18 protein-coding genes are annotated in these 17,106 nt (G+C 54.3%); 10 read left to right on the top strand and 8 right to left on the bottom strand.

Going from position 1 to position 17,106, the window contains the following annotated elements; translation table 11 throughout:
• The first annotated feature begins 58 nt into the window (after positions 1–58).
• Positions 59–1,048, top strand: a complete 990-nt coding sequence (locus QWY30_RS06380; protein ID WP_435433369.1) for a Bug family tripartite tricarboxylate transporter substrate binding protein — start codon at positions 59–61, stop codon at positions 1,046–1,048.
• Position 1,049: 1 nt separating this feature from the next.
• On the top strand, positions 1,050–1,772 hold the full coding sequence (locus QWY30_RS06375; protein ID WP_290239293.1) for an SDR family NAD(P)-dependent oxidoreductase: 723 nt from the start codon (positions 1,050–1,052) through the stop codon (positions 1,770–1,772).
• Between the two features lie 55 nt (positions 1,773–1,827).
• Here the strand turns inward: QWY30_RS06375 and QWY30_RS06370 are convergent, their stop codons facing one another.
• The 3 genes from QWY30_RS06370 to QWY30_RS06360 are packed head-to-tail and all read right to left on the bottom strand — an operon-like array spanning position 1,828 to position 4,640.
• Positions 1,828–2,817, bottom strand: a complete 990-nt coding sequence (locus tag QWY30_RS06370) for a Bug family tripartite tricarboxylate transporter substrate binding protein (RefSeq protein WP_290239291.1) — start codon at positions 2,815–2,817, stop codon at positions 1,828–1,830.
• 18 nt (positions 2,818–2,835) lie between these two features.
• Positions 2,836–3,744: an ABC transporter substrate-binding protein gene (locus tag QWY30_RS06365; protein ID WP_290239528.1), complete on the bottom strand. Its 909-nt coding sequence runs from the start codon at positions 3,742–3,744 to the stop codon at positions 2,836–2,838.
• Positions 3,745–3,755: 11 nt separating this feature from the next.
• Positions 3,756–4,640, bottom strand: a complete 885-nt coding sequence (locus QWY30_RS06360) for an alpha/beta fold hydrolase (RefSeq protein WP_290239289.1) — start codon at positions 4,638–4,640, stop codon at positions 3,756–3,758.
• A 419-nt stretch (positions 4,641–5,059) separates the two neighbouring features.
• Between QWY30_RS06360 and QWY30_RS06355 the strand changes: the two genes are divergently transcribed.
• Complete coding sequence (locus QWY30_RS06355; RefSeq protein ID WP_290239287.1) at positions 5,060–5,806, top strand: enoyl-CoA hydratase-related protein; 747 nt, start codon at positions 5,060–5,062, stop codon at positions 5,804–5,806.
• A gap of 86 nt (positions 5,807–5,892) precedes the next feature.
• Here the strand turns inward: QWY30_RS06355 and QWY30_RS06350 are convergent, their stop codons facing one another.
• The 4 genes from QWY30_RS06350 to QWY30_RS06335 all read right to left on the bottom strand — a co-directional run bounded on the left by QWY30_RS06350 (position 5,893) and on the right by QWY30_RS06335 (position 8,983).
• Positions 5,893–6,108, bottom strand: coding sequence for a hypothetical protein (locus tag QWY30_RS06350; protein ID WP_290239285.1), 216 nt, complete (start codon positions 6,106–6,108; stop codon positions 5,893–5,895).
• 84 nt (positions 6,109–6,192) lie between these two features.
• Positions 6,193–6,897: a Bax inhibitor-1/YccA family protein gene (locus tag QWY30_RS06345; protein ID WP_290239282.1), complete on the bottom strand. Its 705-nt coding sequence runs from the start codon at positions 6,895–6,897 to the stop codon at positions 6,193–6,195.
• A gap of 117 nt (positions 6,898–7,014) precedes the next feature.
• A complete protein-coding gene (locus tag QWY30_RS06340; protein WP_290239280.1) occupies positions 7,015–7,467 on the bottom strand; it encodes a DNA polymerase III subunit chi in 453 nt (150 codons plus the stop codon).
• Between the two features lie 10 nt (positions 7,468–7,477).
• Positions 7,478–8,983: a leucyl aminopeptidase gene (locus QWY30_RS06335; RefSeq protein ID WP_290239279.1), complete on the bottom strand. Its 1,506-nt coding sequence runs from the start codon at positions 8,981–8,983 to the stop codon at positions 7,478–7,480.
• 162 nt (positions 8,984–9,145) lie between these two features.
• On the opposite strand from QWY30_RS06335, the gene QWY30_RS06330 reads away from it, so the two are divergent.
• Together QWY30_RS06330 and QWY30_RS06325 are read left to right on the top strand one after the other, a co-directional pair.
• Positions 9,146–10,090 carry a CysB family HTH-type transcriptional regulator gene (locus QWY30_RS06330; protein WP_290239277.1) on the top strand — a complete coding sequence of 315 codons (945 nt, stop codon included), beginning with the start codon at positions 9,146–9,148 and terminating at the stop codon, positions 10,088–10,090.
• 172 nt (positions 10,091–10,262) lie between these two features.
• Positions 10,263–10,577 (top strand): DUF2325 domain-containing protein, encoded by a 315-nt coding sequence (locus QWY30_RS06325; protein ID WP_290239526.1) that lies wholly within the window; start codon positions 10,263–10,265, stop codon positions 10,575–10,577.
• Here QWY30_RS06325 and QWY30_RS06320 read toward each other — a convergent pair.
• Entirely contained in the window at positions 10,548–11,159 is a 612-nt protein-coding gene (locus QWY30_RS06320) for a C40 family peptidase (protein WP_290239275.1), read from the bottom strand. The two genes, QWY30_RS06325 and QWY30_RS06320, sit on opposite strands and share 30 nt — an antisense overlap.
• Before the next feature lie 114 nt (positions 11,160–11,273).
• On the opposite strand from QWY30_RS06320, the gene QWY30_RS06315 reads away from it, so the two are divergent.
• From QWY30_RS06315 to QWY30_RS06295, 5 genes are all read left to right on the top strand, one after another.
• A complete protein-coding gene (locus QWY30_RS06315; RefSeq protein WP_290239273.1) occupies positions 11,274–13,160 on the top strand; it encodes a propionate--CoA ligase in 1,887 nt (628 codons plus the stop codon).
• The gene (locus QWY30_RS06310; protein WP_290239270.1) at positions 13,157–13,564 is read left to right on the top strand and encodes a GlcG/HbpS family heme-binding protein; all 408 of its coding nucleotides are present in this window, start codon (positions 13,157–13,159) and stop codon (positions 13,562–13,564) included. The genes QWY30_RS06315 and QWY30_RS06310 overlap by 4 nt, the downstream gene beginning before the upstream one ends.
• Before the next feature lie 64 nt (positions 13,565–13,628).
• Complete coding sequence (gene acs, locus QWY30_RS06305; protein ID WP_290239268.1) at positions 13,629–15,608, top strand: acetate--CoA ligase; 1,980 nt, start codon at positions 13,629–13,631, stop codon at positions 15,606–15,608.
• A gap of 113 nt (positions 15,609–15,721) precedes the next feature.
• A complete protein-coding gene (locus QWY30_RS06300) occupies positions 15,722–16,180 on the top strand; it encodes a CopD family protein (protein ID WP_290239266.1) in 459 nt (152 codons plus the stop codon).
• A gap of 71 nt (positions 16,181–16,251) precedes the next feature.
• The gene (locus QWY30_RS06295) at positions 16,252–17,103 is read left to right on the top strand and encodes a fumarylacetoacetate hydrolase family protein (RefSeq protein WP_290239264.1); all 852 of its coding nucleotides are present in this window, start codon (positions 16,252–16,254) and stop codon (positions 17,101–17,103) included.
• Positions 17,104–17,106 lie beyond the last annotated feature (3 nt).

The following is a 17,106-nucleotide window of genomic DNA, read 5'->3' as shown; positions in this document are numbered from 1 at the left end:
GAGTTTCACGAACGACGAGCGCTTCCCCGAAGGCGTATATCTAAAGGAGCAAGATCCCATGAAGTCAACGCGTTTTGTTATCCGCGCGATCGCGGCGGCATTCACACTAGGTGCCGCGATGTTTGGCGTTGCCCACGCCCAGAATTTCCCGACACGCCCAGTCACCTTGGTCGTTCCATATCCAACTGCAGGCGCCGCAGATATTTTTGGCCGCTCAATCGCCCAGGCGATGGAAACCACACTAAAACAGCCTGTGATTGTTGAAAATAAGCCAGGTGCGGCCGGAAACGTTGGTTTGACTCAGGTCGCACGCAGCAAACCAGACGGTTACACCATTGGTTTGGGTACCATCGGTACCCAAGCGATTAACCAGTTCCTCTACACCCAGATGCAGTTTGATCCGGCCACCGATCTGGTGCCGATCGCGCTAGTCTCGACCACACCGAACGTGTTGGTTGTGGCTGCGAACTCACCCTGGAAAAACCTCGGTGACGTCCTGGCGGCCGCTCGCGCAGCCAAGGATAAAAAGCTCAGCTATGGTACGCCAGGTATTGGTTCGTCACCACACCTGACGGGTGCATACTTTGAAGCGATGGCCGGCGTTGAGCTCCTGCACGTCCCTTTCAAAGGCGTTTCAGCTTCGATGCCTGCCCTGATCGGCGGACAGATCGATCTGCTGTTTGACAATCTGTCTGGCTCGATCGCCCAGATCAAAGATGGCTCGCGCGTGCGTGGCATTGCCGTGACGTCACTGGAGCGCTCGCCAATGTTGCCAACGCTGCCTAGCTTTGCGGAAGATGGCGTCAAAGGTTTTGACGTGACCGCCTGGTTCGCGATTTATGCGCCCAAGGGCACACCTCAGCCTGTGATGGACAAGCTGATCGAAGCTGCGCGTGTGGGACTTAAGTCTGAACAAGTCATCAAGGCCTATGAGCGACTGGCAGCTGTTCCCGGCAACTTGTTTGGCCCTGACCTGGCCAAGTTTGAAGCAGGCGAGCGTGCCAAGTGGGGCAAACTGATCAAAGAACGTGACATCAAGGCGCAATAAGATGAAAGGCACCACAGCACTTGTGACCGGCGGCAGCCGGGGAATCGGTCGCGCTGTGGTGCAGTCACTGATTGAGGATGGCTACGAGGTCATCAACTTCAGTCGCACTGCACCTGCACAGTTGTTGCCAGGGGAAATTTTCGAATCCGTCGATTTGGGAGACCCCAAGCGCGCGCGTGAAGCCGCTTTTGACTGGGCAGCCAAAAAAGACATCTTGAATCTCGTCAACAACGCCGGAATGATTCATATCGGTAAGATCGAGGACATCACGCTCGAACAAATCGACGACATGGTGTCTTTAAACATGATTGCGCCCCTGATCATGACGCAGGCAGTCTTGCCGGCGATGCGTGCGAACAAGTTTGGTCGCATCGTCAACATCGGTAGTCGCGCCGCACTCGGAAAGTCCGGACGGACAATCTATGGTGGCACGAAAGCGGGTCTGGCGGGAATGACGCGTACTTGGGCACTGGAAACCGCCGCAGACGGAATTACCGTCAACGCAATTGCTCCAGGTCCGATTGCGACCGAGTTGTTTTTAGCGAGCAACCCGCCTGATTTACCTCAGACTAAAAAGATCGCGGAGTCGATTCCTGTGGGGCGCTTTGGCGAGCCCGAGGAAATCGCCCACGTGGTCCGGATGTTTCTTGATCGCAAGGCAGGCTTCCTGACCGGACAACTGCTGTATGTCTGCGGGGGCATGACCGTAGGATTGACGGCCTAAGAGAGTAGTCGGTGCACCGCGCTGCTGAGCGGGTGCACCCTTTTTTATCTGACTTTTAATCTAACTGAATATTGGCGGCTTTTGCGACGGTCTGCCACTTTTTGATTTCTGCATCGATAAACGCCTTGGTCTGCTCAGGCGTCATATTGATGGTTTCAAAAGCCATATCAGCTAAACGCGCGATGTACTCGGGGTTGGTGACAATTTGCTGATTCCATTCGCGCAGTTTGGTCTGAATCGCGGCGGGTGTTTTGGTGGGTACTGCGATGCCCCACCAGGAACTCGACACAATCTCGGGCATCCCTAGCTCAATAAATGTAGGGACGTCAGGCAAAGGCTTGAGGCGGCTCGTGTGCGCGACGGCTAACGGTTTGAGTTTGCCTTCTGCAATCTGAGATTTGAACGTACTCAAATCATTGACATTCAGGCTCACCTCTCCGCGCAAAACAGCCATGGTTGCGGGCGCACCACCCTTATAAGGAACGTGCATCAGCTCGATGCCGCTTTTGGTGCGGAAAAGTTCGGCGCCCATCTGAACAATACTGCCTGTGCCCGCGGAGGAATAGCTCAGTTTGCCAGGTTCTTTTTTAGCTAGCGCGATGAGTTCAGCCACATTGTTGGCTGGAACAGAGGGACCAATGACCAAAACGTGCGGTGCGTCAGCGATCAGTCCTATCATGGAAAAATCGCGCTGAAAGTTATAGGGGACTTTCTTTTGCACGACTTCATTGATCACGCTTGTACTGGCTGTGCTGAAAAGAATGGTGTAGCCATTGGGTTCGGCGCGCACGGCATTCTGGGTGCCGATCATGCCTGCGGCGCCGGCCATGTTTTCTACAACAACAGGCTGCCCCGCGAGTTTTGAAAGTTGCTGGGCATAGAGGCGGGCGACGATATCGGTCGGTCCGCCAGCGGGGAAGGGGACGATCAGCTGGAGCTGTCGATTCGGATAGGGGGCGGGTGACTGTGCGTATGCGGCACTGTGGATCAGGCCGATACCGGCAACAGAGGCTGCGAGCCATTTGAGGAGACGGGAAGTAATCATGTGGGACTCCGTAAGAGGCTAGGTGCTTGGTTGGTCTAAGGGGGTGACGCAGGAGGCAAAATCAATCTGTGTACGGATAAATCCGCCGCTATTCAAGCTGTAGGACAATCGGTCGAAGCCTGGTTGCGACATGTTGGGCGAACTTGCCCAGATGCCGTTTTGCAAATAGCGGCTCATTGAATTTTCGAGAAGTTGCAGGCTGAGCTCCGGAAAGAAACTCCGGACCTGACTGGCAATCGCCGCAGGCGTTTGGGCATGCATCCATGTTTGGAGTTCGCCCAGTACCTGGTTGAGTAGGGTGAAGGCTTGATGGTGCCGATCCCAGCCATTCCTTGAGCAAATCAAGGTGGTGTAGACGGTGGGACCACGCGTATGCGCGGCGTAGAGCACTTGGTAATCAGGATCGGTCAACAGTTCGCTGGCGAGTGGCTCAAAGAGTTGTGCAACATCGAGTGTTCCTGCTTTTAGCGCCTGAATTTGTTCGGGCATACTCAAGCCGCGTTTGAGCGAGTTTTCGATCTCGCGCACATTTAAGCGAAGGTCTCGCAGATCTGCCTGCAGACAGAGCCAGGGGGTCGGCACTTCAGAGACGAGTGCCATGCGAAGTTGCCTGAGCTGTGCCAGCTCAAAACGTCCGAGTGTCTTTTTACCAAGCAAAAAAAACGGATCGCGCGAGACGACTTCGCCGAAACACAAGAGGGATTGTCCGTTGGCGGGGGTCGTATCGTGATCTTTCATGACCCGCATGGGACCGCCCCAGGTCAGGTCGACGCGGCCCTCTTTGATTGCGTCGATGGCACCACCTGGTGATCCAGGTGGCAACCATTCCAGAGTGAGACCTGCTTGCTCGGCCAGACCCAAGGCTTTGAGCAGATAAAACGGCGTGTAAAAAATCGCTCTGAAGTTTTCGGCAAGCGTGAGTCTCATTGCGGGCAACTTTAGTCCTTGATGCCAGTGATGGAGGCGACCATGGCACGAGGATCGCGCATGGGCCAGCGACCGCTTGAGGCATGCGCGAGGAAGTTACCCAATACGTGATTAAACTCATCGGGCATTTCAATGTTCATCGTATGTCCGCAGTTGGGCAATATCGCCAACGCGGCCGATGGAATCGTTTCTTTGAGCATGAGGCCGGGTTTTAGGCAAGGCCAGTCTTCGTCGCCATTCAAAATCAGGGTGGGGACGGTGAGTTTGGCAAGCTGACTTTTCAGGTTGTAAAGTGATGGACGTTCGCGCTGAACACCGAGTTGTGTGTTGGCTGAGCCGAGTGCTGAATGTCCATAGAACTGTTGCTTGAACTCGGCAAAGCCGCGTGGGTCGGCGCGTTCAAACGACAAGCGCGTGGGACCGTGTGCGTATTTATCGACGAAGGCTTTCATGCCTTGTTTGAGCAACATGTCCGCGCTCGCTTCGGCTTCTTTTTTAAACTGTTCTTGTTGTTCGAGTTCTGCACCGTAGCCGCAACCTGCCACGCACAAGGACAAGGCGCGGTGGGGATGTTGCAGGCCAAAATGCAATGTCGCAAATCCGCCCATGGATAAGCCGACGATGTGGGCTTTATCGATTTTTAAATGATCCATCACGGCAATAATGTCGGCGACGGCGCGATTCTGTGAGTACGAGGAAACTTCGGGTGGGACGGCAGACGGGGGATAGCCGCGTGCGTTGTAGGTGATGACTTGGTATTGACGTGAAAAGTGACGCACCTGTGGTTCCCAGCTTTCTTTGTGTCCGGCAAATTCGTGGACAAAAACAATCGGGGTGCCCGAGCCTGTGGTCTCGTAGACTAGATCAACGCCATCGTCAGTTTTTACGGTCAACATGTTGTATCTCCTTTTGAGTGGGTTAGCTTGGCATGAGGTTGTTGGGAGCGTCAAGAGATCTTGTTGGTTTGGAGGGTTTGGGTTTTGATTGTTTTTGAAAGCTCTTGTTGGCTATTGATGGCTATTGAGGGTGGCGAAGGGGCGCCAGACCGACGCTGGGTCCAGGCTTTGCCTGGACTGCCCTGCGCCCGTCTGGGAATCATCGCACAACGCCCTAACTCGCCCCGTTGGGGCTCAGACAGTAGGGCGTTGTTAGCGCGCTGATTCTCAGGCGGGCTTGGCTGCGCTGACGGTCTGGCGCCCCTTCGCCACCCTCAAGAGCTAGACGCCAAAGGTCAAACACATAAAGAGAGGCCTTATTGGTGTCTTTCTTGTTTTTTTGGGCTACAAGTTGATAGTGAATTTTTTTGGAGTATTTGATGACTCAAACGGTTTTGGCTGAAAAGGCTAATGGGGTATTGACGTTGACGATTAATCGTCCTGAGCGTCGGAATGCCTTGGATGTGGCGACGTATCTTGGGTTGGCTGAACAGATTTGGGGGGCAGGTCAGGACAAGGATGTCCGGGCTGTTGTGTTGACTGGCGCCAACAACTATTTCACTGCAGGTAATGATCTAAAGGATTTTCAAGGACCGAGGCCGGATGGGGATAGCGCCGGAATCAAATTTCTTCGCAGTCTGGCAGATTGTGATTTACCAGTGATCGCCGCGGTTGAAGGGAGTGCAATCGGGATTGGTGTCACTTTGTTACAGCACTGCGATTTTATTTATGCGGCGGATAATGTCACTTTTAAGATTCCCTTCGTCCCGCTCGGTCTATGTCCTGAGGGTGCCTCCAGCATGCTGATGGCGCAAATTGTTGGCGTTCGTCGAGCCACGGACTGGCTGTTACGTGGCCGACCATTTAGTGCAAAAGAAGCTCTGGATGCCGACTTTATTACAGAGCTTTGTGCACCTGGCGAGGCACTTCAGGTCGCCCAACACACAGCGCGCGAACTTGCCGCGCTTCCGCCAGAGGCTCTCCAAACTTCCAAGCGCATGCTTAAGCACACCCTTCGACCAAAAATTCACGCTGCGTTTGACTACGAATGGGCTCATTTCAACGAAAGGTTGAAATCCGATGAGGCCCAAGCCGCCTTTGCTGCATTTCTAAATAAGAAAAAATGAATTTGATTTAACAAAAAGTGAATTCGATCTAACAAAAAGTGAAACCGACTAGATTGTCTTATTGACTGTCAAACACCTTAGACTCTTTAGGTGATGCCTTTCACTGCGCTTTGCGAGCTCTTCAACGGAGGGGGCGCCTGACCGTGACAGACCGTTAGCGCAGCCAAGCCCAAAGCAGAGTGCATCGTGTCAACAACGCCCGTGTCTGAGCCCCGACGGGGCGAGTTCGGGTGTTGTGCGATGCACTCAAGGCGGGCGCAGGGCAGTCCGGGCAAAGCCCGGACCAAGCTTCGGTCTGTCACGGTCAGGCACCCCCTCCAAGCTAAAAGAGGAAAAAAGAAAAGGCCCACCGAAGTGGGCCTCTCCAACCAACCAGATCAATAGACTTAATCGCGGCTGCCACCAAAAATACCAAGGATAGCAAGCAGGTTGGCAAAGACGTTGTAGACGTCGAGGTAGATCGCCAAAGTCGCGGAGACATAATTCGTCTCGCCACCGTTGACCACACGCTGCAAGTCAATCAGCATGAATGCCGAGAAGATCACGATCGCAAGCACCGACACAGTCAACATCAGAGCAGGGATCTGCAAGAAGATGTTGGCCAGGCTGGCGAGCAACAAGATCACGACGCCCATGAACATGAACTTGCTCAGACCCGACAAGTCACGCTTGATCGACGTGGCGAGCGTAGCCATGGTGCCGAATACGATCGCCGTGCCACCAAAGGCGAACATGACCAGCGATGTGCCGTTGCTCATGCCCAGAACGAAACCCAGCATGCGCGAGAGCATCAGGCCCATGAAGAACGTGAACAACAGCAGCAGACCAACGCCCAAAGAGCTTTCTTTATTTTTTTCGATCGCAAACATCAGACCGAAGGCGCCGACCAGAAAGACGATCGCTGTCATGCCTGGACTGGTGGCCATGACTTCGTTCAGGCCGCTGTACATGCCGACAGCAGCGCCCAGAACAGTAGGAATCAGTGAAAGCGCCAACAACCAGTAAGTGTTGCGCAAAACCCGGTTGCGCACGACCTCTCCAGCACCAGTCTGGTAAGGGCTGTGGGATAGTGTGGGACGCGGATCATTCATTTAAATCTCCTTTCTCATAATGGGACTCTGGTAGTTTTAACCAGCCCAGAGTCTATGACCGGAAGCATACCTTACAGTTCCCTGAAAGGCTAGGTTTCCTCAAAATTGTGGGGCTATTCAGTCCTGCGACTGCAGGGTGTTTTGCAGAGAGTAGGATTTGAGGTCGTGACCGGCGGCTTGGTAGGTGCGCCAGCGCTGCCTGGCTGCGTCTTTGTCTTCAGGATCTTCAGAAACAATTTCGAGTACGCGAGTCAGTGCGCCAAAGGTGGGCGGACAAGCATCGTCAAGATTGAGAAACCAGGTTTCGGATGACGTGTTCTCCAACGTCCGCTCCAGGTCTTGTGCGACCAGAACAATAGGCGTTTGGTCCGCAAGTGGATCATTGACCCAGACATGCGGGACAAACGCCGCATCATTCACCGCCCAGAGTTTTTGGTCGTACTGACGCAGGCGCTCGACATCGCTGCAGTAAACGATGAGCTTTTGACCTGCCAGATACTGTTTTAAAGTCGTCTGGCAGGCTTGAGAGATGCGCTCGACCGCTCCAAAAGCGAAATTAATGCGCGCCATGGTCTTGGTTTTAAGCCTGATTCAGCAGGTACTGCACGAGTAACGGGACAGGACGCGCCGTCGAGCCCTTATCCTTGCCACCCCGCCAGGCGGTACCCGCGATATCGAGGTGTGCCCAGCTGTAGGACTTGGTAAAGCGTGACAAGAAGCAGGCTGCGGTCACAGCGCCTGCTGGCGGACCACCGATATTGGCCATATCCGCAAAGTTCGATTTGAGCTGCTCTTGGTAAGCGTCGTCCAGCGGCATGCGCCAGGCAGGATCAAGTGCCTGTTTACCCGCGGCGAGCAATGCATCGGCCAGCGCGTCATCGGTTGAAAACAAGCCGGAGTTGACAGAGCCCAAGGCTGTGACGCACGCGCCAGTCAGCGTGGCGATGTCAATGACCGCTGAGGGCTTGAAGCGCTCGGCATAGGTGAGTGCGTCGCACAGTACCAGCCGACCCTCGGCGTCCGTGTTGAGAATCTCAATGGTCTGACCGGACATACTCGTGACAACGTCACCAGGCTTGTTCGCGGTGCCGCTTGGCAAGTTTTCGCAGGCGGGAATCAGGCCAATCACCTCGCCGGCCAGTTCGATCTCAGCGATCGCACGCATGGTGCCGAGCACGCTGGCTGCGCCGCACATGTCGAATTTCATCTCATCCATCGTACCGGCGGGTTTGATTGAGATTCCACCGGAGTCAAAGGTAATCCCTTTGCCGACCAACACAATAGGACCTTTGCTTTTGGCGGTCTTTTTGATGGCGTCCTTGCCCTTGTAGTGCATGACAATGAAACGCGGTGGTTCTGCCGAACCCTTTGCGACTGACAGGAAGGAACCCATGCCGAGCGCTTCGATTTGTTTGCGATCGAGAACGTTCACCTTGATGCTTTTGAATTCGCGACCGAGTTTTTTTGCGGTGTCGCCCAGATAAGTGGGCGTGCATAGGTTGCCGGGCATATTGCCGAGCGTGCGCGCCAGCGACATCCCTTGGGCGAGGGCCCGACCTTCTTTTAACCCCTCGTTGGCAGCATGTTGATCAGCTTTGGCCACAAGCAGTGAGACTTTTTTGAGCTTGGGTCGCGCATCGGGATCGGGTTTGCCGAAGCTTGCGTCGTAATGATAGCTGGCTTCTCCGACTGAGGATGCTGCGATTCGGGCGCGATCTCGGGCGGTACTGGTGCCATAAGCAATTCCCGCAAGGCAGGAGGTGCCCTCGGTCAAGCGTGCCTGAACGCAAACCTGTGCAAATGCCCGCTCACCAGCGGCTTGAGCCCGGGCGTTGTAGTCCGCTTGTTTGCCCAGACCAACCAGTACGATGCGCGTGGCTGTCACACCCGTGAGGTCGCGCAGAATCAGTGTGCTGCCTGTACGGCCCTGAAATTCGCTCTTCACGACGGCACGGACGGCGCCTTGACTCGCGCGGTCAATGATGTCGGCTGTGGTGCTCAAAACGCCATCGGCGAACACACCGATCGCAAGCGCTGCGGTTTTGATTTGATGGGGGGAGACGGTGACGTGCGTGCTGAAGTCCATAGGTCCTGCCTGTTGAGAAACGAAATGATGTGAACAAGAGAATGCTTTGATTATCTCGCATGTTTTGAAAGCTCACATCACGATCTTCTTAATAACTTATTCCAAAAAGTTATTTAGATTATTTCCTATATTACTTATAATCGTGTTTACAGGAGATTTCATATGAATTTGCAGCAGTTTCGGTTTGTCCGTGAAACCATCCGCCGGGATTTCAATTTAACCGAGGCGGCCCGCAGCCTGTTTACTTCGCAACCAGGCGTCTCTAAGGCGATTCTTGAGTTCGAGGATGAGCTCGGTGTGCAGATTTTTGAACGCCATGGCAAGCGGATCAAAGGTTTAACCAAACCCGGCCGAGCCGTCTCGCAAGTCGTTGAACGCATCATGCAGGAAATCGACAACCTGAAAAAAGTCAGTGACGAGTTTGCCCGGCGTGACGAGGGCAGTCTGGTGATTGCCTGCACGCACACGCAGGCGCGTTATGTCTTGCCCAAGGTGATTCCCGCATTTCGTAAACATTTTCCCAAGGTGCATCTCTCGCTGGCTGAGGGCAGTCCACCCCAACTTGCGCAGATGGTCTTGAGCGGCCAAGCCGATCTTGCTGTGGCGACAGAGTCGCTGGCGTTGACCCCCGGGCTCGAGACGATGCCTTGCTACATCTGGGAGCACTCCGTTGTCGTCAAGCCCGATCATCCCTTGGCCGATCAGGCGAAAAAAAAGGGTTTCGAACTGACGCTTGAGCATTTGGCGAGCTATCCGATCGTGACCTATGACAAGGCTTTTTCCGGACGTCTCTCGATTGACCGTGCCTTTGAAGCGCAAAGTATTCGGCCCGATGTCGTGCTGGAGGCGATTGATGCCGACGTGATTAAAACCTATGTGGATGTCGGTCTCGGCATCGGCATTATCGCGGGGATGGCCTATGAGCCCGCGCGTGACGGACACCTGGTGAGTTTGCCTGCCGGTCACTTGTTCGGTCAGCAAACGACAAAAGTCGCGTTGAAGTCCGGAGTGTTCTTGCGGGACTACGTCTACACCTTTATTTCGATGCTGAATCCTGAGCTGGACGCCGAGCGGGTCAGGAATTTGATCGAAAACAAACAAGAATGAGTATTATTACGCTTGCTATTTAAATAAGAATCATTATCATTTAGTCTGTTTTCATTTTTAAGGAACAGACATGATTCCAGTTTTCGGCAGGCAAGCGTTCGATGGTCCGGGCATCAAGGGTTCGGCCCTAAAAGGGGGGCGGCTTGAGCGACCTGCGCTAAGCGCTGTGGTTGTGGGCGCAGATCGTCTGGGAAATATTCCGGATTTGCTGCGCGGTCACAATATTTCTATCACCCACCACATCAGCGGCCGGGATCCGGCGCATCAGAAAAAGACACTCGCTTTGCCAAGCGGCACCGAAATCGTCATTCTCTTGACGGACTTCCTAGGCCATAACGTCATGAAAACGTTCAGAAATGCGGCACAGAAGTCAGGTGTCAGGGTGGTTGCGTGCCGTCGATCTGTGTGCGCGATGCAGCAAGCGCTCGAACAGTGTGGTTTGTGTACGTGCGCGAACTCAGCGCGATGCGATCAAGGTCGGATCTAGACGGCGAGCGCCGGTATAACGGGCCGTCCAATAACGCTGCGTCATGTCCTCGATACGGACGACGCTGCCGCGCGTGGGGGAGTGAACGAATTTGTCCTGACCGAGATAAACGCCTACGTGGGAATAGCGCGTACCCAAGGTATTAAAAAAGACGAGGTCGCCGACTTGGAGGTCTTTTTTGTTCACCGTATCACCAAATTTGGCGATGTCATCGGCTCGGGGAGGGAGCTTCAGACCCAAAGAGCGCTGGGCTGAATAAACAATCAGGCCGCTGCAATCAAAGCCGGTTTCTGGAGATTTTCCGCCCCATTTGTAGCGAATACCGAGCTGATTGAGTGCTTGATTGGCCAGAGGATGGTCAATCACCCCCAGACCTGCCACGTACTTAGGTCCCGCAGCAAAAGCACCAATCGGATCGGAAGAGTTACGCCAGTCGTATCCTGATCGCAAGCCGCTTCCAGAACCATCCTGCGCGCAACCCGTCAACACCGCAACTCCCAGGCACACCAAAGCCACGCGAGCGCTTTGCAGCGTGCGTAACATTGAAAACGTGCTTGTTTGTCCGGTGGGTTTTGCTGTCATCGTTCTGAATTTGTCATCAAAAAAATAGCGATCGGAAAGGCTCGTGCAAGCTTGACCTGCCACAATAGTAGTACAAAATGCTTCAAAATTCCAAAAAAAGCAGTCGGAGACACTATGCAGGCGATCAAAGGCACCCACCACAGTTCCATTCACGAAAGGGATCTATTTTGGTCAAAAGAGGCAGAACTTGTCCATTGGGAAACACCCTTTGAACAGGTTTTAGACTTCTCCAATCCCCCTTTTGCTAAGTGGTTTGTCGGCGGACAGACGAATTTATGCTTCAACGCGATAGATCGTTGGCTCGAGTCCCAGGCCGACGAGCCTGCGCTGATCTGGGTGTCCACTGAGGTTGAGCAAGAGAAAATCTACACTCGTCGCCAAATTTACCAGGAAGTGAACGCGGTTGCCGCGATGCTGGCCGCTCAGGGTATCAGGCAGGGTGATCGGGTTTTGATTTACATGCCAATGGTTCCTGAGGCCGTGTTCGCGATGTTGGCGTGCGCGCGCTTAGGTGCAATTCATTCTGTCGTCTTTGGTGGATTTGCATCGGTCAATTTGGCGCAGCGCATCGACGATGCATCGCCCAAAGTCATTATTTGCGCAGACGCCGGCTCCCGGGGTGGCAAGGTCACCCCTTATAAGCCATTGATGGATAAAGCTATTTCTTTGTCCACACGCCCGCCTGAAAAAGTAATCGTGGTGGATCGTGGGCTCTTCCCCTTTGAGCCTGTCCCCGGACGCGATCTGGACTATGCCACTTTACGCAAACAGTTTGACGGGGTGGAGGTCCCTGTGACCTGGTTGGAGTCATCCGCGCCTAGTTATGTGCTCTACACCTCCGGTACAACCGGCAAACCAAAAGGCGTTCAGCGTGATACAGGTGGCTATGCGGTGGCGCTTGCCTCATCCATGCAACGTATTTTTAATGGTCAGCCGGGCGAAACGTATCTATGCACCAGCGATATTGGCTGGGTCGTCGGGCATTCCTATATTGTGTATGGCCCGCTGATCGCGGGACAGACCACGATCTTGTATGAGGGGACACCGGTGCGCCCGGATGCCGGGATTCTCTGGAGTCTGGTTGAGCGCTTCAAGGTCAACACCATGTTTTCCGCTCCCACAGCGATCCGCGTCCTGAAAAAGCAGGATCCCGCTTTGCTTAAAAAGTATGACCTGTCCAGTTTGCGAGCCTTGTATATGGCGGGTGAGCCACTGGATGAACCCACCGCGCAATGGATCGCGGACGGCTTGGGTAAGCCGATTATCGACAATTATTGGCAAACCGAGACCGGCTGGCCGATTTTGGCCGCCCAACCCGGTATCGAACATGTCCAGACCAAGTTTGGAAGTCCTTCCTTTCCTGTTTATGGTTTTGATGTCCGTGTGCTCAATGAGCAAACGGGCGAAGATCTCGGTCCGGATGAAAAGGGCGTGGTTGCGATTGTCCCGCCCTTGCCCCCTGGGGCAATGACGACCATCTGGGGGGATGACGCGAGGTTCGTGGATACCTATTTCTCCTCCATCCCGGGTCGAAAGGTGTATTCGACGTTTGACTGGGGTCTGGTTGACAAAGAAGGCTACTGGTTCATTCTTGGGCGTACCGATGATGTCATCAACGTGGCAGGGCACCGTCTTGGCACGCGAGAAATCGAGGAGTCGATCAATAGCCATCCTGCTGTAGCCGAGTCGGCCGTGGTGGGAGTCGCGGATCAGCTCAAAGGGCAAGTCGCCATGGGCTTCGCCGTGCTGCGGGATTCAGCCGCGTATGCTGATCCTGCTGCCGCGATGAAACTCGAAGGCGACATTATGAAACGTGTCGACGAACAGCTCGGTCCGGTCGCCCGTCCTGCACGTGTGCGTTTCGTCACAGCTCTGCCCAAAACGCGGTCTGGTAAAGTTCTGCGCCGGGCTATTGTGGCTGTATGCGAGGGACGTGATCCGGGCGACCTCACCACGATTGAAGACCCAAGTGCACTTGAACAAATTAAGGATTCATTATGAAAACAAAAGTTGTACTGACAGATGCCGATGTTTCGCTGATTCTCGAAGCAGCTAAAGCTCATGCCCGTCAAAACAAGTGGGCCGTGACGATCGCGGTCGTCGATGATGGTGGCCATATGCTTGGGATGCAGCGCCTGGATGGTGCCAACACCATTTCAGCTTACATCGCGCCAGCCAAGGCACACACAGCCGCCATGGGCGCGCGCGAATCCAAGATTTACGAAGACGTGATCAACAAGGGCCGTATGTCCTTTTTGTCCGCGCCTTTGCTGCAGGGCATGCTTGAGGGCGGTTTGCCGATTCTGGTCGATGGCGTCACCATCGGCGCAGTTGGCGTATCAGGCGTGCAGTCCCATGAGGATGCACAGGTTGCCGCCGCTGGAATTGCTGCGTTGAAAATTTAATTGTTATTGCCTCACGCTCATACAACACCCACTTCCTTCAGGATGAAAGAGGAGACTTCCTTCCATGTCTAATTCGATTGAATCAGTAATGATCGAGACGCGCGTTTTTCCGCCTCCAGCGGAATTCGCTAAGCAGGCCAATGTGTCTCAGGCTGCCGGTTATCAGGCTTTACTCGAGGAGTCTGATCGTGATCCTGAGGGGTTCTGGGGACGCCTAGCCCGTGAGCATCTGCACTGGGCAAAGCCTTTCACCAAGGTTCTCGATGAGTCGCGTGCGCCTTTTTACGAGTGGTTTGGTGATGGTGAGCTCAATGTCTCAGCGAACTGTCTGGATGCCAATCTAAAAAATGGCAATGCCAACAAAATCGCGATCATCTTTGAGTCAGATAGCGGCGACGTTCAAAAGGTGACCTACCAGCAATTGTACGAACGCGTGTGCCAGTTCGCCAATGGGTTGAAATCGCTGGGTTACAAAGCGGGCGATCGTTCGATTATTTACCTCCCCATGTCCGTCGAGGCTGTTGTCGCGATGCAAGCCTGCGCGCGCCTGGGCATCACGCATTCGGTCGTGTTTGGTGGTTTTTCTTCCAAGAGTCTGCACGAGCGCATCACTGATGTGGGTGCGAGTCTGGTGATCACCGCGGATGAGCAGATGAGAGGTGGCAAAGCCATCCCCCTCAAGCCGGCGGTGGACGAGGCACTAGCCATGGGCGGCTGCGAGGCGGTGCGACATGTGATCGTCTATAAGCGTACCGGCGGCAAGGTCGCCTGGGATGCCAAGCGCGATATCTGGATGCATGAGCTCTCAGAAAAGCAGGCGAAAGAGTGTCCAGCCGTGCCGGTCAACGCCGAGCATCCACTGTTTATTTTGTATACCTCAGGTTCGACAGGCAAGCCCAAGGGCGTGCAGCATTCCTCGGGCGGCTACCTGCTTTGGGCAAAAATGACCATGCAGTGGGTGTTTGACGCCAAAGCCAATGATGTCTTCTGGTGCACAGCCGATGTGGGTTGGGTGACAGGTCATACCTATATCGCTTATGGACCACTCGCGGCGGGTATGACACAAATTGTTTTTGAGGGTGTGCCAACCTATCCTGATGCCGGACGTTTCTGGAAAATGATTCAGGACCACAAGGCAACGATTTTCTACACGGCGCCCACCGCGATCCGCTCGCTGATCAAAGCCTCAGAAGCTGTCGCCGCCCATCATCCCAAGTCCTACGACCTCAGCAGTCTGCGTTTGCTGGGTTCAGTCGGGGAGCCGATCAATCCTGAAGCATGGATGTGGTATCACAATAATGTCGGGGGTGGCCGTTGTCCGATTGTCGACACCTGGTGGCAAACTGAAACTGGCGGGCACATGATTACGCCTTTACCGGGCGCAACGCCTCTGAAACCCGGTTCTTGCACGACGCGTTTGCCTGGCATTACGGCCGCGATCGTGGATGAAGCAGGGGGGGATGTCGAGGCTGGTCATGGTGGATTCCTCGTCATCAAGCGCCCCTGGCCTTCGATGATCCGCAACATCTGGGGCGATCCGGATCGTTTCGTGAAAAGCTACTTCCCGCCAGAGCTTGGCGGTTATTACTTGGCTGGCGACGGCGCGCAGTGCGACAAAGATGGTTGTTTCTGGATCATGGGTCGCATCGATGATGTGCTGAACGTTTCCGGTCATCGCTTGGGTACGATGGAAGTGGAGTCCGCTTTGGTCGCCCATCCCATGGTGGCGGAGGCTGCGGTGGTTGGACGTCCCGATGATACGACTGGCGAAGCCGTGGTGGCGTTTGTCGTTCTCAAGGGTGCCCGGCCCGAAGGGGACGACGCGATTGCCGTTGGCAAGGAGCTGCGTAACTGGGTCGCCAAGGAAATCGGTCCGATCGCCAAGCCCAAGGAAATCCGCTTTGGAGACAACCTGCCCAAGACACGCTCCGGGAAAATCATGCGCCGTTTGTTGCGCGTGGTGGCCAAGGGCGAAAAAGTCACACAGGATGTTTCCACCTTGGAAAACCCAGCGATTCTGGATCAATTGTCCAAACCCGTCTAAAGGGTCGCAATAGCCACATGAGGTGTGGGCTTAAAGGGTCTCGAAAGAGGCCCTTTTTGTTGTGCGGTGCAAATGAAGGGTAGACTGCGTTCACCAATTCTGGAGAACACATCATGTCAATCGCGATTCTGATCGTGCTGCATTTGCTGGCCGCTTTAATCTGGGTGGGAGGAATGTTTTTCGCGCATAGTGCTTTGCGTCCAACAGCGGCGGAAGTTTTACAGCCTCCCGAGCGCCTGACGCTTTTGTGCGGTGTGTTCAAACGATTCTTCATATGGGTCAAAGCCTCCATCGTCGTGTTGTTCCTCACGGGTTTTGGTTTGATTTCGCTGATGGGCGCACAGGCCAAGCTCGGCGGTCATGTGCACGCCATGCTGTTCATTGCCGTCATCATGACTATCATTTTTGGCTACATCTACGCGAGCCCATTTAAAAAGCTCAAAGCTGCCGTTGCCGACAAGCAATGGCCTTTGGGCGCGCAAGCACTCGGGAAAATTCGCGCACTCATGCTGACAAATTTGGTACTGGGTCTCATCACTGTCGCGATCGGCGCGGGTGGTCGCTACTTCTGATTGCATGTTCTTGATTGATTTGCCCTTGCGTAAGCTGTTAAATTGCGAGGGCATTCAACCAAGGAGAAGCAATGAAACTCGTACGTTACGGCGCGAAAGGCAAAGAAAAGCCCGGCCTGATCGACAAAGAAGGCAAGTTACGCGACTTGTCAGGTGTAGTGTCAGACATCACGACCGAGCAGCTGTCCTCAGCTGCACTCGCCAAGCTCGCTAAAATCAAGACGAGCACATTGCCGCTGGTCAAAGGTAAACCGCGCTTTGGCGTGCCGCTTGCCAATGTTGGCAAGTTCCTGGCGATTGGTTTGAATTACTCGGACCACGCTGCCGAAGCCGGTATGCCCTGTCCCAAAGAACCCATCATTTTCTTCAAGGCCGATACAAGCTTGTCCGGCCCGAACGACAAGGTCATGTTGCCGAAGGGCTCAAAAAAGTCCGACTGGGAAGTCGAGCTTGCGTTTGTGATCGGAAAAAAAGCACGTTACGTCAGCAAGAAGGACGCACTGAAATATGTCGCGGGTTACTGCCTCGTGAACGATATCTCCGAGCGCGAGTATCAGCTCGAGCGAGGCGGTACGTGGGACAAGGGCAAGGGCTGCGATACTTTCGGTCCAGTGGGTCCCTGGCTTGTCACGACTGATGAAATCAAGGATCCGCAAAATCTGGATATGTGGCTCGATGTCAACGGCAAGCGCTTCCAGACCGGCAACACCAAGACCATGATTTTCGATGTGGCCACGATTGTGAGCTACGTGAGTGAGTTCATGACTTTGATGCCAGGCGATATCATCACGACCGGCACGCCTCCAGGTGTGGGCATGGGCGTCAAACCCAAGCCACGTTACTTGAAAGCGGGCGATGTCATGACTCTGGGCATCCAGGGTTTGGGCGAACAGCGTCAGGAAGTGATTGCGTTCAAAAAGTAGGGC

It is taken from the genome of Zwartia panacis, assembly GCF_030410395.1.
GTDB classification, from domain to species: Bacteria; Pseudomonadota; Gammaproteobacteria; order Burkholderiales; family Burkholderiaceae_B; genus Zwartia; species Zwartia panacis.
This window is presented reverse-complemented; position numbering and strand designations above follow the sequence as displayed.

Bases quoted from the DNA above. Each gene is read 5' to 3' on its own strand.
- QWY30_RS06375 (WP_290239293.1), top strand. From the start codon at position 1,050: ATGAAAGGCACCACAGCACTTGTGACCGGCGGCAGCCGGGGAATCGGT.
- QWY30_RS06320 (WP_290239275.1), bottom strand. From the start codon at position 11,159: ATGACAGCAAAACCCACCGGACAAACAAGCACGTTTTCAATGTTACGC.
- QWY30_RS06315 (WP_290239273.1), top strand. From the start codon at position 11,274: ATGCAGGCGATCAAAGGCACCCACCACAGTTCCATTCACGAAAGGGAT.
- QWY30_RS06345 (WP_290239282.1), bottom strand. From the start codon at position 6,897: ATGAATGATCCGCGTCCCACACTATCCCACAGCCCTTACCAGACTGGT.
- QWY30_RS06360 (WP_290239289.1), bottom strand. From the start codon at position 4,640: ATGTTGACCGTAAAAACTGACGATGGCGTTGATCTAGTCTACGAGACC.
- QWY30_RS06335 (WP_290239279.1), bottom strand. From the start codon at position 8,983: ATGGACTTCAGCACGCACGTCACCGTCTCCCCCCATCAAATCAAAACC.
- QWY30_RS06310 (WP_290239270.1), top strand. From the start codon at position 13,157: ATGAAAACAAAAGTTGTACTGACAGATGCCGATGTTTCGCTGATTCTC.
- acs (WP_290239268.1), top strand. From the start codon at position 13,629: ATGTCTAATTCGATTGAATCAGTAATGATCGAGACGCGCGTTTTTCCG.
- QWY30_RS06355 (WP_290239287.1), top strand. From the start codon at position 5,060: ATGACTCAAACGGTTTTGGCTGAAAAGGCTAATGGGGTATTGACGTTG.
- QWY30_RS06295 (WP_290239264.1), top strand. From the start codon at position 16,252: ATGAAACTCGTACGTTACGGCGCGAAAGGCAAAGAAAAGCCCGGCCTG.
- QWY30_RS06380 (WP_435433369.1), top strand. From the start codon at position 59: ATGAAGTCAACGCGTTTTGTTATCCGCGCGATCGCGGCGGCATTCACA.
- QWY30_RS06330 (WP_290239277.1), top strand. From the start codon at position 9,146: ATGAATTTGCAGCAGTTTCGGTTTGTCCGTGAAACCATCCGCCGGGAT.
- QWY30_RS06340 (WP_290239280.1), bottom strand. From the start codon at position 7,467: ATGGCGCGCATTAATTTCGCTTTTGGAGCGGTCGAGCGCATCTCTCAA.
- QWY30_RS06300 (WP_290239266.1), top strand. From the start codon at position 15,722: ATGTCAATCGCGATTCTGATCGTGCTGCATTTGCTGGCCGCTTTAATC.
- QWY30_RS06370 (WP_290239291.1), bottom strand. From the start codon at position 2,817: ATGATTACTTCCCGTCTCCTCAAATGGCTCGCAGCCTCTGTTGCCGGT.
- QWY30_RS06365 (WP_290239528.1), bottom strand. From the start codon at position 3,744: ATGAGACTCACGCTTGCCGAAAACTTCAGAGCGATTTTTTACACGCCG.